General features: G+C 44.3%; 11 protein-coding genes. 6 read left to right on the top strand and 5 right to left on the bottom strand.

The features are described from left to right. Positions 1–30: 30 nt before the first annotated feature. The 3 genes from LEP1GSC052_RS05790 to LEP1GSC052_RS05780 are packed head-to-tail and all read left to right on the top strand — an operon-like array spanning position 31 to position 6,361. Positions 31–3,108: an LIC11755 family lipoprotein gene (locus LEP1GSC052_RS05790; protein WP_020986461.1), complete on the top strand. Its 3,078-nt coding sequence runs from the start codon at positions 31–33 to the stop codon at positions 3,106–3,108. Next, complete coding sequence (locus tag LEP1GSC052_RS05785; RefSeq protein ID WP_020986182.1) at positions 3,105–4,538, top strand: LA_2168 family protein; 1,434 nt, start codon at positions 3,105–3,107, stop codon at positions 4,536–4,538. The genes LEP1GSC052_RS05790 and LEP1GSC052_RS05785 overlap by 4 nt, the downstream gene beginning before the upstream one ends. Then, a complete protein-coding gene (locus LEP1GSC052_RS05780) occupies positions 4,535–6,361 on the top strand; it encodes a phospholipase D-like domain-containing protein (protein ID WP_010574866.1) in 1,827 nt (608 codons plus the stop codon). Before LEP1GSC052_RS05785 ends, LEP1GSC052_RS05780 begins: the two co-directional genes overlap by 4 nt. A 16-nt stretch (positions 6,362–6,377) precedes the next feature. Here LEP1GSC052_RS05780 and LEP1GSC052_RS05775 read toward each other — a convergent pair whose 3' ends face one another. Then, on the bottom strand, positions 6,378–7,637 hold the full coding sequence (locus tag LEP1GSC052_RS05775) for an O-antigen ligase family protein (protein ID WP_341853239.1): 1,260 nt from the start codon (positions 7,635–7,637) through the stop codon (positions 6,378–6,380). Between LEP1GSC052_RS05775 and LEP1GSC052_RS21745 the strand changes: the two genes are divergently transcribed. Beyond that, positions 7,537–7,743, top strand: coding sequence for a hypothetical protein (locus LEP1GSC052_RS21745; protein ID WP_306457455.1), 207 nt, complete (start codon positions 7,537–7,539; stop codon positions 7,741–7,743). The two genes, LEP1GSC052_RS05775 and LEP1GSC052_RS21745, sit on opposite strands and share 101 nt — an antisense overlap. A 69-nt stretch (positions 7,744–7,812) precedes the next feature. Then, on the top strand, positions 7,813–9,123 hold the full coding sequence (locus LEP1GSC052_RS05770; RefSeq protein WP_020986544.1) for a glycosyltransferase: 1,311 nt from the start codon (positions 7,813–7,815) through the stop codon (positions 9,121–9,123). 65 nt (positions 9,124–9,188) lie between these two features. Here the strand turns inward: LEP1GSC052_RS05770 and LEP1GSC052_RS05765 are convergent, their stop codons facing one another. Continuing rightward, positions 9,189–10,250 (bottom strand): glycosyltransferase family 9 protein, encoded by a 1,062-nt coding sequence (locus tag LEP1GSC052_RS05765; RefSeq protein ID WP_135607464.1) that lies wholly within the window; start codon positions 10,248–10,250, stop codon positions 9,189–9,191. Continuing rightward, the gene (locus LEP1GSC052_RS05760) at positions 10,247–10,849 is read right to left on the bottom strand and encodes a DUF4254 domain-containing protein (protein WP_010574863.1); all 603 of its coding nucleotides are present in this window, start codon (positions 10,847–10,849) and stop codon (positions 10,247–10,249) included. Before LEP1GSC052_RS05760 ends, LEP1GSC052_RS05765 begins: the two co-directional genes overlap by 4 nt. Positions 10,850–10,977: 128 nt before the next feature. On the opposite strand from LEP1GSC052_RS05760, the gene LEP1GSC052_RS05755 reads away from it, so the two are divergent. Further along, positions 10,978–12,750: a patatin-like phospholipase family protein gene (locus LEP1GSC052_RS05755; protein ID WP_020985931.1), complete on the top strand. Its 1,773-nt coding sequence runs from the start codon at positions 10,978–10,980 to the stop codon at positions 12,748–12,750. Here the strand turns inward: LEP1GSC052_RS05755 and LEP1GSC052_RS05750 are convergent. Both LEP1GSC052_RS05750 and LEP1GSC052_RS05745 read right to left on the bottom strand, forming a co-directional pair. Then, a complete protein-coding gene (locus LEP1GSC052_RS05750; RefSeq protein ID WP_020986394.1) occupies positions 12,733–13,371 on the bottom strand; it encodes a nucleoside phosphorylase-I family protein in 639 nt (212 codons plus the stop codon). The two genes, LEP1GSC052_RS05755 and LEP1GSC052_RS05750, sit on opposite strands and share 18 nt — an antisense overlap. Continuing rightward, entirely contained in the window at positions 13,361–15,298 is a 1,938-nt protein-coding gene (locus LEP1GSC052_RS05745; RefSeq protein ID WP_010572089.1) for a long-chain fatty acid--CoA ligase, read from the bottom strand. The genes LEP1GSC052_RS05750 and LEP1GSC052_RS05745 overlap by 11 nt, the downstream gene beginning before the upstream one ends. Positions 15,299–15,304 lie beyond the last annotated feature (6 nt).

Genomic DNA, 15,304 nt, shown 5'->3' with positions numbered 1-15,304 from the left:
TTTTCCGAACCGTACGAAGCGGAGGGAAACATGAAACTCAAAACCAAGTTCGTCCAAATCGCCTTTCCGACGATTCTTTTCATCACATTCAACTTTTGTCATGGAAAGGGAAATCCTCCCTTTCTTGCGCCTATCACCGGACCGGGAGAATTTAAACTATTCTACGAACCGGCTTTTACCGTCGGCCCGGAAATTCCGAAAGAAATTCGAAACGAATGGAGTGAAACAAACGTTCGGATTCGAACCGCACCCGGAATCGTATGTCTGTTTAGCGGAACGGTCTCCGTATACGGGATTTCGATCTGTTTTCCGGATGGGAACGGAAACACAGAATTAGAATTACGGAATATTCTAAAATTCTGGAATACCAATTTCGATTCCAGAACGGAACCTACGTTTTTCGACTTTTCTTCAAACGGAAAAGCCTTGGTACAAATCCGGCTGAATCGGGATCTTTTAGAGGATATAAACGAGGATTGGCTCGTCCTTTCCGGTTCGAAAGAATTGGATCGGATGCTTTCAAAGGAGAATTTTCCTTTCGAAAACAAAGTCAGCGTCAACTCGGAAAATTCTTTCGAAAGACCTCATTCCACCAATGCCTTTATCGGTTTCAGCGTTTTGGCGAAGACCGGTATGTTGAGAATTCTTTTTTCGTCCTTTGATTTTACGAATTCCTTAAACACATTGGTCGTCGAGATTCCGGGTGACGCGTCGATTCTTTCCGAATTCTTTTTGGAGATTCAAAAAAGGAATTTGGAAATGTCCGCGCTTTGCAAAAACGATCTTCCGTTGTTCAGCGAAACGTTCGGAGGATCCGAATCTTCGATCGGGAGATTTATCGAATTCCACAACCCGTTCCCGCATCCGATTTGTTTTCAGGACCTCGTCGTCGAAACGGGTTCCGGATCTCAGTCGCTTGGCAAAGGCGCTCAGTTTTTGATTCCGGGAGAAACGATTTTAAAAACGGAACCGGGAAGCCCTTTGCCCGGAACAGATCTTTTGGCTTTTCCGTGGAGCGATCTCAAAAAACAAGGAACTTGGACTTTGCAAAGCAAAGACGTTGTTCGTTCTTTTGAAAACAGAGAACGAACCTATCTGGAAGGAGAACGATACTATTCGTCGAACGGGGATTATTATTCGATTTGTTCCCGATTCTTAGGTTCTTCTTTGGAAAACTTTTGTATGGATCCGGGCTTCGTATTTTTGGATGCGAAGGAAGCCTTGGATCGAAAGAAGGAAGGCGAAGATATAAAATCAAAGGAGAATCGGAACGTAAACCTTCCCCTTTGCGAAGCGGATCAGATAATCCTCGAGGAATCCAATCTTACCGGTTTAAATCTGGCCGGCAAGTTAGATGAAAAACAAAAGTTTATCGATTTGGAATCTTTGGCGACCGTCGAATGCAATCCGAACTTTCTTTCTTTAGAAAGCGACGGAAAAGAGATTCCGATTTGGACGCGAACGGCGACTCTCAAACCCGGTGAAATTCTTACCTTAGGAAAACGGGATTTTCTACGAGAGGAAATCAATCTATCTCTGTCGGACTTAAAGGATTTTGAATATAAAAATTCGGTTTTGTTGAAAGATCGGGCCGCAAGAAAAACGAGGATTCTTTCCGAAACGTTCGATTTCATTCCCGTTGTCACCCGAAGCGACTCGTCCATTCATTCTCTCTTATACAAAAACGGAACGCTTTTACCTCATCCAAAAGTTTCTTCGGACGTTTTGAATCCTACGATCCAGACGAATCACTTTATGAATCCGGGCAAACGAACTTATATAGAAGATTCTCTTCGTACGCACGTTGCGGAAATTTCAGAAATTTCATGGATGGGTTCGTATGACGGGATTGTTTCCGTGAGCGGGGATCGGTTTGTGGAGATCGAATCGCCGATCGCCGCTTCGCAAATTGTGGAGATTCTTTCCGGAAGCAAGAATTATAGATTCTTAACGTTCTTATATCCGGGTTGGAATGTTTTTTCCGTAGGCAAGTCCGTTTGTTTTCCGAATGCGGATGTTTGGATCGTTCCCGAACTGAGTCTTGGAAGCTCCGGTAAGATTCGAATTCTATCTGCGGATCAAAAATTTCAGAGCGATTGGGTGAGTTGGGATTCTCAGGGAAGAATGGGAGTCAGTTCGAGCGCGCAGAAAATTCGCAGATCCGCTTCTCGGCTTAAAACGAATTCGGGAAGGAGCGTTTGGAAAAACAGCGCGCTTTCCGATTTGTCCGAACGAAAACCGAACTGTGTCGGCACGGAAGCAAGTCCCGGTTCGGAGAATCGAAGTCTTCCTTTTTTCTATAAAGAATCGGTGAACGATTTCGCTTCCGTTTTGAATCCGAAGATCGGTCTGTTTGCCTTCGCTTCGAACTCGAACCTTTATCCGGTGGATCTTTACAATTACTTGCCGAACTTTTCGGTTCACACAAGCGTTCCCCGGTTTTTCAACTTTTGGAACGAGTTGAGGTCCGGAATTTTAAGTTCTTTGAATATTCGAAAAGAGGCTTTGACCTATTTGATTCCGATCGGAGGAGAAGATTTGGTTTCCGTTCCGGGATCTTCCGGGATTTTAATTTCGGGAATTTATCCGAATCCTACGGTTTCCGCAAACGAATGGTTTTTTATCTGCAACCGGGGAAACGAAACGGCGGATATACGGAGTTTGGAAATCCGGGATAGCGCCGCATCGGATAAACTCGTCGAGTATTCGTTTCGTTTCGGCGCGAATCTTCCCGAGGGTTGGGCCGCTTCCAATTCGGGTTCGATCGCTTGGATTTTCGGAGATAGGTTTTTATATCCGAACGAGTGCGGTTATGTTCTTTCTCCGAATTTTAAAAACGAATCGGTTCCCTTCGCTACGCCCGAATTTCGAAAGATCTTTACCATCGATAAAACGACCACGATCGGAAACGGAATCGGAAAGAATGAAGGTCTGGATCTTTTTCAAGAGATTCGCGGAGTTGTAACTCATATTCACAGTTACGGAAATCAATTCTCACCGTTTCCGTTTACGATCGATGCGGATACGAACGACCTGATTCTTTTGAAGGAAAATCGAAACGGAGATTCCGCATCCGACTACGAAGTTCGGAAACGAGGAAGTCTATGAAACGGATTTTCGTATATTCTATATTTTTAATGTGTTTGCCGCTTTCCGCAAACGAAAATTCGAACGGGTGGACCCAAGTTTCTTGGATGGGTTGGGGATTGGGTGCAAGTGAAAAGACGGAAACCGTATCACGATCACAATCGTCTCAAGCAGAAGAGAATCGTTCGTATTGGGAAACCAGAATGAATTCTTCCTTATTGCATTCGGAAGCCGATCACGAGTTTCGTTCTCCCCGTTTGAACGCAAAGGTGCAAGCGGATTTGAGCGTGATGCCTGAATCCAAAGTTACTTTTTTTGCGGGTAAGAACCTTTTTTTCGAATTCAAAAAGGAAAACGTTTCTCTTTACCTTGGACGGGTTCAAGAGGATTTAAAAACGTCTTCGTTTCGAGATTGGTTGGACGGAAGCGACGGAGTCGTTCTGAAAGCGGATTTTCAGAAACAAGGTCGATTGAGAGTGGATCTTTTCGATTTTTATTCGGGTTATTCTTTGTTTGAGAAGAACGTTCTCAAGGATACGATCCTAAACACGAAGAAGGCCGGGCTGGATTCTGCGGGAGAAATCGAGGCAAGAAATTCTTTTCCGAAGACGTTTCGAAATCGCTATCGAGGCGGCGTAAGTTATCGATTGGATCTTCCTTATTTGGATCTGGGTTTTCGATTTCAATATCTCAATCTTCAAAACTGGGGAAGATTTTCCAACGATCTCGTAGCGGAGACCGATACCGTGAGTTCGGGCGATCGGGATTATTTAATTCATTCCACTTTGGAGCTGAATGCTAAGTTCTCTTGGTTGTACGGTTCCTTCTCGGGAATTTTAGCGAGAGGTCAGGACAAAACGGGTTGGAATCGAGTTCGTAATGCCGCGAGTATTCCGATAACGGGAGAAGCCGTTTTACTTGCGTTAGGCGTTTCGAAGAACCTTTGGAAGTTCGAGATTTTCGGGTTTTTACCGAATCGCGACAAAAGAAGCGAGAACGGAGAGGTTCTCGAACTCGGTTTTATCGGAATGGGTTCTTCTCCTTCTCCGGTTTTTAGCACGAATCAGAGTTTGGATTTTTTTCCGTCCGCATGGATCACGGATCGAGGTTTGGAAAAACAATCCTCGCTTCAAAGCGGAAAACGACAATCTGCTTGGGCCGGGGTCAATTTAGAATATCAAAAATCCTTAATGCGTTTTCGATTTTATGCCGCCTCGTATTTTTTTCTCAAAGACTTGGAAGGAAATTCGGGTGCGTTGACGATTTCGCGAAACGGATTTAGAAAAGAATCTTTGAAAGAAACGATGATCCAAGCCTTGTTTTATTTTCCTTCGGAAAGCCCCGGTTTTTCCTTTTCGTACTGGAAGGTTTGTCTCGGAGGTTCTTGGAGCGATTCGGAAACGGCTAGGAAAGAAGTTTTCTTTCAGTTGGGTGCGGGGGTCGTTTTATGAATTCGATCCGAAGTTCTTTATCTTTTTCGTTGTCGATCCTTTTTCTTTTTGTTTGTGGAATTTCCTGCACAAATGAAAACGATTCGAAACTTTTTTGGTTGAATGAAAACGGTTTTCGAAATGTGGAAACCTTCTTTTCGTATCCGGGAAGATATGTTTCTAGTTTCAAAAAACGGAATGTACGCGAAAAGATTCTACGCTCAATCGAGAACTCGAAAGCTTCCATCGATCTTTGGGTATATTCTTTCGAAGATCCGGAAATTCTGGATGCTTTGACCCGCGCCGGTCGACGCGGTGTTTCGATACGAATCGTAGCAGATCCCGAAAAGGATTATCCGAACGAGTTGATCCGATTAGGAATGTTTCGAAGGTGGGAACGATCGGGTTTACAACATTCTAAAATACTGATCGTGGATCGAAAGCATGTGTTTTTGGGTTCGGGAAATTTTACCTGGTACGGACTTGAAAACGATTTGAACGGTTATGTTTCTTTCGACTTATTCGATTCCGAAGTCTCCGACTTTTATTCTTTTTTGGAAGAAGATCCGAGGATCGCTTCTTTGCATTTGGAACCCTTTGATTTTTATATCGCGCCAGAAAAGGGAAGATTGATTCAAAATTTGCTTTTGCGGGAAACGGATAAATCGCGCGAGGAGATTCGATACTTGATCTTCGATCATTTTGATTCCGTGTTAACTTCTCGTTTGTCGCTTGCGGATCGAAGAGGTGTAAATGTGCGCGGCGTGTATGATTCTCCCGTGGATGCGGAAGGGAAATACCTCGCAAAAGTTTTGAAACTGCCGAGTTCGGAAATTTCAGGGGACGGAAACGAGGAAACGATTGCAAGCGATTCGTTTGGCAAGGGCGGTCTTTTGCATCACAAGACGATGATCGTGGACAACAAGACTTTGATTTCCGGTTCGTATAACTTTTCCATCAGCGCCAGGGACAACAATCGGGAAATTCTATTTAGAACCTCGGATGCGTCGATCGTAGATTCGTATCGAAAAGAATGGGATCGTGTTCGAGCGAACGCAATTCCGTTTCGTGTGGATCCGTTTTTAAAAGAAGAATCGAATTCGCAAAATCGAGGACCGTTTTACTTCGGTTATGCGGAGAATTCGATTCCGAACGGCAAGGAACAGACCCTTTGTAGATCCGATGTTTCCAAGGAGGATTCTTTGTATTTGGAATCCGGAATCGCGTTTTGGAAAATGATTTTGGAATATTCTTTTTCGATCGGGGAAATTTGTAAAAACGTTTCCGACTTTACGGCGACGAGTAGCGGGTTTACCGGGAAGAAAACGAATCATCCGGTTAAGACGCAAAACTTTAGAAAGAATGGAACCGTTCGGACAAAAAACGGGGAAGTTTTGTATTCCGGAAATCAAAACGAAGAATCGAAAGAACAAAGCGGCTTTCGTAAGAAACCCTTGTATTTGTTTTCTCCTTCGTATTATTCGATTCAATCCGGAAATTTATTCTTTCCAAAAGAATTATCGAACATCGACGTTTTGCTTCCGAGTTCGGTTCTTTTGTATCAAAAAGGAAACGGACCGAATCCGATTTCATGGAATCCGAGCGGAAATCTTTTATCCGTAATTCCGAATACGACGGAGGGAATGATCTTCTTGGAATATGATTCTTTTTATTTGGGGTTTTGTTTTCATGAATATTCAAAAAAAGGAATGGAGTATTCGGAACTGATCGACGAGATTCTTTCGTATCGGGAAAGCGAATCGTCTCCGACGTTGCGTTTCGAATCGGAAAGAACTCCGATTCAAAATCGCGCGGACCACGGGAGTTATTGTTATCGTTACTAAAAGATAAGCAACGAGATCAGGTTGAAGTAGGAGATTCTTCCTCTTTGGAAAGACGCAGAAAAAGTCCGCAGAGAATCCAAAAGAGAATCACAACTTCGTCGTCTTGGAAGTAACATTGAAAAAGACCCGAAACGAAAAAACCGGATAAACCGAAAAAATATAGGGCTTGTTCATACGGAAGTTTGTTCAAAATGAGTTTCCGATACAAGGCGGTTCCGAAAGAAATAAAAAGAAAAATCGCCGGAAAACCGAAAACCGCAAAGAGGTGAAAGTAATCGTTGTGCGCATGTCCTCTTTGAGTCGTTTCGTAAAAGTAATAAAGTTCTCTGTATTTTTCGGAATGTTCGATTCTTGACTTTTCGATTTCTCGATTGTAATTTCCGGGACCAACACCCGTGATCGGATGTTCTTCGATCAACGGAAACGTGGAATCCCAGATAAAGGTTCTTCCTGAATCGGTATGTTTTTCTTTTCCAAAAAGAGGTTCGGTGATTTTTTGTCCCGCTTGCGTAAACGAAAGTCCGATTCCTAAAATTAAAAGAATGGCGAGCGTTCCCAGGACAAAGAGAAGAATTTTCGCCGAAGGCAATTCTTTTCGAACGATTCCCAAAACAAGAAACGCGGTCGCGGACGAAAAGAGCGCGCCTAACAGGGAAGAACGCGCGTTGTTCAAAAAGACAACGTAAAGAAATACGAGCAGAACGATTCCTTGCAGAATCGCCTTTTTAAAATTCCGATCAAAGAAAGATTTCAAAAAGAGAAACGCCGGGACCACGAAAAAAAATTGTAACAAACCGCCGAAGGTGAGATGCGTGTTCATGAGTCCGATCGGAAGATATAAGGACAAACCGCCCACGCTTCCCATCGGATGCGTGAACTTCCAATTTTGAGAAACCCGATACAAGTCGCTGATCAGTCTTGAAAGACGAATGGGGGAAAAGCTTGAAATAAAGCCGGTCACGAGGAGAATCCAAAAAAGAAAATGAAGGGCTTTTAGGACTTTCGGAAATTCTTCTTTTTTTAAATTCCAAGCGAGAATCAATCCGATGAAAAGGAAAATGTCCTTGAGTTCGGCGTTAAACGCCGTTTTGGCGTAGGTCCGAAAACTTTCCTCGCGGAAGGCGTGGATGAAAAAATCCCCTAAATACCAACCGAAGAATAAAACCCCAAGAACGATTACGGGTTCTTTCCAAAAACCGGAAGTTTTCGAAGTGGGTAAGGAAAATAAAAACGCGAGCACCAAGAAACCTTGGCTGAGGGAAACGGACAGACCGATTGTTACAATGCTTGCGCAAAATAAAAAAAGAGTGATTTTTCTAAGACGTTCGGGCATCTTCTCTAATCGATTGAAACCCAGATTCTATAAAACCTGGGAATTGTAAATTCGATATTTTCTTTCAATCGACTTGAAAGATAGGATTCCGGCGCGTCCGTGAATTAGGAGATCTTTGATGAGAATTCTTTATTTTTCCGATACCTTTCTTCCTAAGGTGGACGGCGTCGCGATTTCCATGAAAAATTTTGCGGAACTCTTGGCAAAAAGAGGACATACGTTTATGATCTGTTGTCCTCGATATGGAGAAGGAGACTTTGATCAAATCGGAGATTCGATTCGAATCGAAAGATTTCGAAGCGGTTATCTACCGAGTTATCCGGATATCAAGGTCGTGCTTCCTTCTCCCTCAAAAATCAAAAGAATCATCAAGGAATTCGAACCGGATCTGGTTCACATTCATACCCCGGGATTGCTCGGTCTGTACGGAATCAACGCGACCGAAAAATACGGGATTCCCACCATAGGAACCTATCACACTTTGATGTCCGAGCAGGACATGTATCTTTCCTTTTACAGACTTTTAAAACTCGATAAACTTTTTTTAAGAGCAAGCAAATCCGAAAAAAAACTGAAGATGAAGGATCTGAGTAAGATCGAAAAATTCGATAAGTTTAATATTCGAAAAAAGATCATCTTGAAGATTTCGAACAATATCTACGAACGTTGCGATCTGATCATTTCCCCTTCGCACCTGATCGAAAAACAACTCCGCGAGTTCGGCTTAAAAACGAAAATCGCCGTGATCTCGAACGGCCTCGATCTTACCAGTTTCAAAGGAACGATCAAACAACTTTCCGCCGCGCCGAAACTTCTTCATGTGGGGAGAATCTCTTACGAAAAAAACTGCGACGTCATCTTAAACGCGTTTAAACTCATTCACGACGAGATTCCCGATTCTACGTTAACCATCATCGGAGACGGACCTGCTCTTCCTTCTTTGAAGATCCAGGCTCAGAATCTGGGCTTGGAAAACGCGGTGACCTTTACCGGTTTTATCAAACGGGAGGAACTCCCCGAAGAATATCCCAAATACGATCTATTCTTAACCGCATCCACGATGGAAACGCAAGGACTTGTGATTTTGGAATCGGTCGCCTGCGGTCTTCCCGCGGTCGGTGTGGATTCTTTTGCGATTCCTGAACTGATTCACGACGGTAGAAACGGGTATATCGCGAAACCGTTCGATGTAAAAGGAATCGCAGAGAAGGCGGTCGCGATCTTAAAAGATCCGGCGCTTTACGAAAAGTTTTCCAAAGAATCGATCAAGATTTCCAAAGGTCACGAGATGATGGCCTGTGTGGATAAGATGGAAGAGGTTTATAAAACCGTCGCGAGCGTTAAGAATAAAAAGAAAAGAAACACGCTTATCAATATGCTCTTTTCTTTACCCGATCCTTTGGACCAGTTCTTACGATATTTCGAATAGACGATTGCGTTAACGGTTAACGTCTTGTCGCAAAAAACCGCAAGCGTCGCAAACTTCGTCGCGGATCAAAAAAGAGTATTGATATTGTAAACGACCCGGATTCTTTTGATGACGTCTTCGGGTTGAATCCATTCCATACAAGCGAAGTCTTTCCGGTAACAGGTCGTGTTTCCGTAAATACTGCAGGGCCTGCAGGGTAAATTATCGATTTGTAATACGCCCGAATCCTCTTGGCCAAAAGGTGCAAAACCGGAATAAGGATGTGTGGTTCCGTAAATTCCGATGACGGGTCTTTTTAAAAGAGCGGCGATATGCACGTTCGACGAATCCATTCCGATCATGATGTCCATCTTTTCCATGATCCCGAGTTCGCCTCGGATTCCGAGTTTTCCACCCGAAACGATCTTTAAAGAATTTTCAAAACCTTGGCTCCATTCCGCGAGAATTTTAGATTCTTCCTTGGAACCGAACAAGAAAATCTTAACGCCTGGAAATTCGTCCAAAAGAAGTTTGAGAAGATTTCTGCTTTTTTCACGGGGCCATTCTTTGAGAGCGTGTCCCGCGAACGGCGCGAAACCGATGTAAAGACTTTCCTTTTTTTGAATATTCTGAGATTCGAAAAATTCTTTTGCGAACATCTTGGACTCGGGATCCACGTTGATCCAAGGTCCTTTTCGCACCGAAGCCGGATAACCCGCGTTTTCAAAAACTTTGAGATAACGATCGACCGTGTGGGGAAGCGGGTTGAGAACCTTCCGCTTCTGGCGGATTTGTCTGAGCTTTTCCTTTCTTCCCTTTACGATTCGATACACTCCGATCCCGCGGATGGAAAAAAGAAGACTAATCAAACGAGAACGAACGGAAGAATGAAGATCGATGATCTTTTCGTAAGGACCGAGTTTGTTGATTTCTTTAAAGAGACGGTATAAGCCCGCGATTCCGCGATAACGTTTTAGGTTGAATCCGACCACGTTTACGTTCGGAATATTGTAAAAGAAAGGAGCGTAGTTTCCCCGTGTAACGATCGTAAGTTGGATGTTCGTGTATTTGGCCGCGATCGCGATGATCGCGGGCGCCATAAGAGCTACGTCTCCCATGGCCGAAAACCGCATGACTAATAAGTTCATGATTTTTTGGAATAGAGGGAAGGGTTCAGAGTTTGATCGTTGTACATCTTCATCTGACGATAAACCTTGTAGAATTTATCCCCGTTTTTCAGGTCTTCCAGAAGTTCGTCCAGACATTTGGAAAGATCGATTCTCTGTTCGAGTAGGATCTCCAACTTGCGTTTGCAGGTTTGGATATGATTCTCATCCACGTCCTTTCTCAGGGTTTGTTCTTCCATGTGATAGATTTTGAGTTCGAGAATACTCATCCGGTCGATGAGCCAAGCCGGGGTTTCCGAGTTCATTCTCGCGCCCGGTTTTTTGGAAACGTTTTGAAACTCGGAGGAAATGCGATCGTCCAGGATTTCCACGAGATCGGTGCGTTCCTGATTGAGTTTGTCGATTTGTCTTTTAAAACCGACCAATTCCTTATCCGGAAGATCCGGTCTGCGAATTTCGTCTTCTACGTGCCATTGGATGGTATCGATTTGATTTTTACTATAAAGGATCGATTCGATGCTATCGGACGGAAACGGGTTCGGGGAAGCCGCTTCCTTTTTATGCCAGTCAACCACGGATTGTCGAAAAACGGATACGACGGAGTTCGCTTTCAAGGTCATTGTGTATAACTTTGCGCGGTAAGCCAGAAAATCAAGAGAAAAGCATTCGCGAATCCGCGATTCAAAGGATGGGGTTTTGAGAAATCCTTTACTTTCTCGTCGTATTAAAATAGAGTCACCTGCGTTTTATGGCACGAAAAATTCATCCTGAAATTCTGAAATTTCTTTCCGGGATATCCTTGTTTCAAAAATTATCTCCGGCCGTTCTGACTCGCATCTATCAAAACATAGAGGAAAGGAACGTTTACAATCACGACGTAATCTACTTTCGAGGGGATATTTCGGATAAGCTATTTATAGTTCGACACGGTGAGGTGATGCTTACCTTCGGAGAATCCGGAAAAGCGGTCAAGTATCTGGGAGAGGGAGAATTTTTCGCGGAGAACAGCTTGATGACCCGAACGCAACACGGCGGTTCGGCGATCGCCGTGATGGACACTTTGTTATACGTCCTCGACGGGCATTTCTTTTTGAAACTCGCCGAAAAAGAACCGACCCTTTCGGGCAATTTGATTCGATTGATGAGCAACCGATTTCGGGAACATCTGGAACCCGAAAACAAGCTGAGTTCTCTACCGAGAAGGATGATCTGTCACGTTCCTTTGGAGGAGGTGCAGGGTTATAAGGAGAAGTTAGACGCCATTGTGAAGATCGGCGGATATTCTCACGAAGGAAAGATGACCTTGGTTCCTATGGAATCCTTCGAGAAGGTGAGCATTCAGGATGCGATTCGAAAACTTTCGTTGTTACGAAATCAGTTTCCGGTCATTCATTTGTATTTTCAACATGCGGGTTTAAAACCCGAACTCGATAAACTTCTTTTACAAGCGGATCAGATCGTTTTCTGGGAGGACAACCCGGAACGAAATCAAAAGAAAAAAACCGAAATCATAACCTATTTCCGTTCGAGAATCCGTAACTTCGCGGGAAGAACGATCCGTTACGTGGACTCGGTCAATTCCATCCGCCCCGAAGACAGCGTAAAACATCAGAAAATTTTCCATAAGGAAGAAACGTTCTCCCGTTATCTCGTGTCCAGAACCAGAGGACTTGCGTTAGGCGGAGGGGGAGCGAGAGCCTTGGCTCATGTGGGCCTTCTTCGAGTATTAGAAAGAGAGAATATAAAAGTGGATCTGGTTTCCGGCGCTTCTTTCGGCGCGGTGATCGCGGCCTTGTATGCGCGCGGGGAAAACACGGACACGATTCAAAAAATGATCTACAAATTTTTCGGAGGATTGGATAAACCTTTCGATCCGACCGTTCCTCTCGTTTCCTTTTTTAAAGGAAAAAAAATGAATCGAATGTTGAAGGACGCGTTCGGTTCCGCATTGATCGAGGATTTAAAAATTCCTTTTGTGACTTCCGCGGTGGATCTTCACAGCGGGGAAGAATACGTTATGGACCGAGGTCCGGTCTGGGAAGCGCTTGCGGCGGCGATGAGTTTGCCCGGGATGTTTCCACCCGTATTTCACGGAGATCATCTACTCGTGGACGGAGGAGTCATCAACAACGTTCCCGAAAATTTAATCCGACAACGAGGAGCGGACATCATTCTTTCCGCGAACGTTTCTCCTTTGAGAGACGAAGCGATCGTTCGACTTTTGGAGGATCGAAAGATCACGGGAAAATCCTTCTTCAAAAATTTATGGGAGGACTTAAAGTATCCGCCCATTCTCAAAATTATGGGAAGAGCGATCACACTCGAAGGAAGGGAAATCACGAAACTCAGAAAGGATAAGATGGATTTGTTCATCAATCTTCATATAGAAGAATTCTCCTTTTTCGATTTCAATAAGTTCCGAGAAATCATACGCAAGGGGGAAGAAGAGGCGGAGAATCATCTCGAAGAAATCTACGGTCTTTTTTATCCCGGAAAAAAATATTCAAAGAAGAAACGATAAAAGAAATTCCTGGAGCCGGACCGATTCGCGTTTGTAGTTGAATCTCCATTCTTCGCTACCGGAAGGTCCGACGGTGTTGGTTAACGCAAAAAAAGAATAAAGAGGAATTCCGAAATCACGGCATACCTTTGCGAGTCCGAAACATTCCATGTTTTCGAAACCGAGGTCGTGTTCTCGGAGATACTCGAGGGCCTTGCCAGAAACGTTTTCGATCGTGATGGAACCGGTGGCGTTCGTTTTTGAAATCAGGATTTCTTCCTTAGATTCGAATTCAAAAGAATGTGGGAACTCATACGAATCGGGAACGATCTCGGGAACTCGAACCTTCCGTTCCAACTTTGCAAGTTCCTGATTTTCGATATGAAACGAAAAACCGAAACGATCCTTCCAAAAACTGGGATGAAGCCAAGGATAAACTCCCGCGGAGCCGACGAACAAAACCTGGGAAGGCAATTCCAAATGTTTATTTTGGTGTTCGAGTAAGAATCTTTGAAGACGAAGACCCGCTTCCAAATTTCCGATCCCGCAAAGAAGAGTGGGATACTTTCCCGATTTCGAGATCAAATCCAATTCGTCGGCGATCGCGGAACAGATTAGGGTTTTTGCGGGTTCAATCCTCATCGTTTTCATACATGGATTGTATCAGCTTATCGTAAAGGGAAAAGACCACGTTTCGTTTGAGTTTCATCGTTTCGGTCATTTCTTTTCCCTTTTCAAATTCTTTGGGAAGAATGTGGACGTGCGCGATTTTTTCGAAGGATTTAAAACCGGCTCTTGTGGAAATTTTATCCTTCACTATATTCTTAAAGAATACGCTTACTTCTTTGGATGAATTCCATTCGCTCGGATCTTTCGGAATTTTCTTTCCTTGTGCGGAGAATTCTTCCTGAACCCGATCGAAAAAAGGAACGATCAAAACTCCTAAGTTCTTTCGATCCTGACCGACTACGATGACTTGATTGATGAATTCGGATTCGGTAAGTTTTGCTTCGATCGGAGCGGGTTCCAAATTCTCGCCGCCGGAAAGAACGATGGTGTCCTTGGCTCTTCCCGCGAACTTCAATTCTCCCGTATGGGTCCAAGTGAGAATATCTCCGGAGTCCAGCCAACCGTCTTGCAACGCTTTGGCGGTCTTTTCGGGTTCTTTGTAATAGCCGACGGTAACGTGCGGTCCCTTGTGCCAAGCGACTCCCTTTTCACCGGGAAGACTAACGATTCTTCCGTCTTCGCCCACAAGTTTGATCGCGGTTCCGGGTAACGGAGCTCCGATGGCTCCGTTCTTCGGAAGAGGAAATTCTCCGATCGCTCCGATTCCGGTGGTTTCCGTCATTCCGTAGGTTTCGATGATCGGAATTCCGGCGCTTCGAAAGAAAAATTGAATGTGAGAAGGCATAGCGCCTGCGCCGCATAGCGCGAATCTCATCTTTCCTCCGAAAAGATCGCGCACTCTTTGCAGAATTTTATAAGAAAGAATTTTTACGGGATAAAGGGAAAGAAGAAGAACGCTCGCGACAAAACGATCCAGAACTTTTTGATTCGGATTTTCCGTTTCGGTTGTCGCGTAAGAATCTCGGATCGTATCTTGAAGTCCCGTTGTGATCGCGGCCATTCTCACCGCAAAGTGAAAGAGTTGTTGTCGGAGAGGCGGAGCCTTTCGCACCGTATCGTGAATTCTTTTGTACAAACCTTCCCAAAGCCTCGGAACCGAAACGAGAACGGTGGGTTTTACTTTTTGCATGTCCGCCGGAATCGTGGGAACCGAGGAACAAGCCATCGAAGCGCCCCAAGCAATGAGCGTAGTTTCCAAAAGTCTTTCGGCGATATGCCAAGGAGGAAGAAACACGATCGTTCTATCGTTGCAGGAACCCGGAACGAATTCCTGGAGTTGATGAATTCCCCAAGTAAAACTTCTGTGATTCAACATCACACCTTTAGGAGCTCCCGTCGTTCCGGAAGTGTAGATGATGGTTGCGAGATCCTTTCCGATCAAAGTTTCTCCTCTTTGAACGTACGGTTTGTCTCCTTTTTTGATTCTCGATTTTTCACCTTCCAAAAGCGCGTCTTCTAAAAAAAAGAATTTGATTCCGGAGAGTTGCGCGCGTGCGTTTTCCAAATCCTTCCATTTGGAAGGAGGATCGATGAGAAGAATCGTTTTTACGTTCGCTAAACTCGATTTGTCTTCGAGTAATTTTTTGAGAACCTTTTCGTTTTCCAAAAAGAGAACCTTTGCTTCCGAATGCCCGAGAATGTATTTCAAATCCTCCAAGGTCGCGTCGCATCCTCTCGGAACGTCCACACATCCGATCGTAACGAGGGAAAGGGAACAAAGAGACCATTCGTACCGGTTGTCGCAGATCAGTCCCGCGGTGTTGCCCTTGTTCATTCCAAGATCGATCAGAAACATGGAAAGATTTTTTAGATTCTCATACCAATCCTTGTAAGAGATTCCTCGAAAGTCGCCGGATTCTTCCCGAATCCAATACATGGGCCGGTCCGCATAAACTACGGAAACGTCTTTGAGAAGATGATAAAGGCTCGTCTTTTCCATAAGATC

The sequence above is a fragment of the Leptospira kmetyi serovar Malaysia str. Bejo-Iso9 genome (assembly GCF_000243735.2).
In the GTDB taxonomy this organism is placed as follows: Bacteria; Spirochaetota; Leptospiria; order Leptospirales; family Leptospiraceae; genus Leptospira; species Leptospira kmetyi.
The sequence above is the reverse complement of the archived record's forward strand: the minus strand, read 5'-3'. Positions and strand labels throughout refer to the sequence as shown.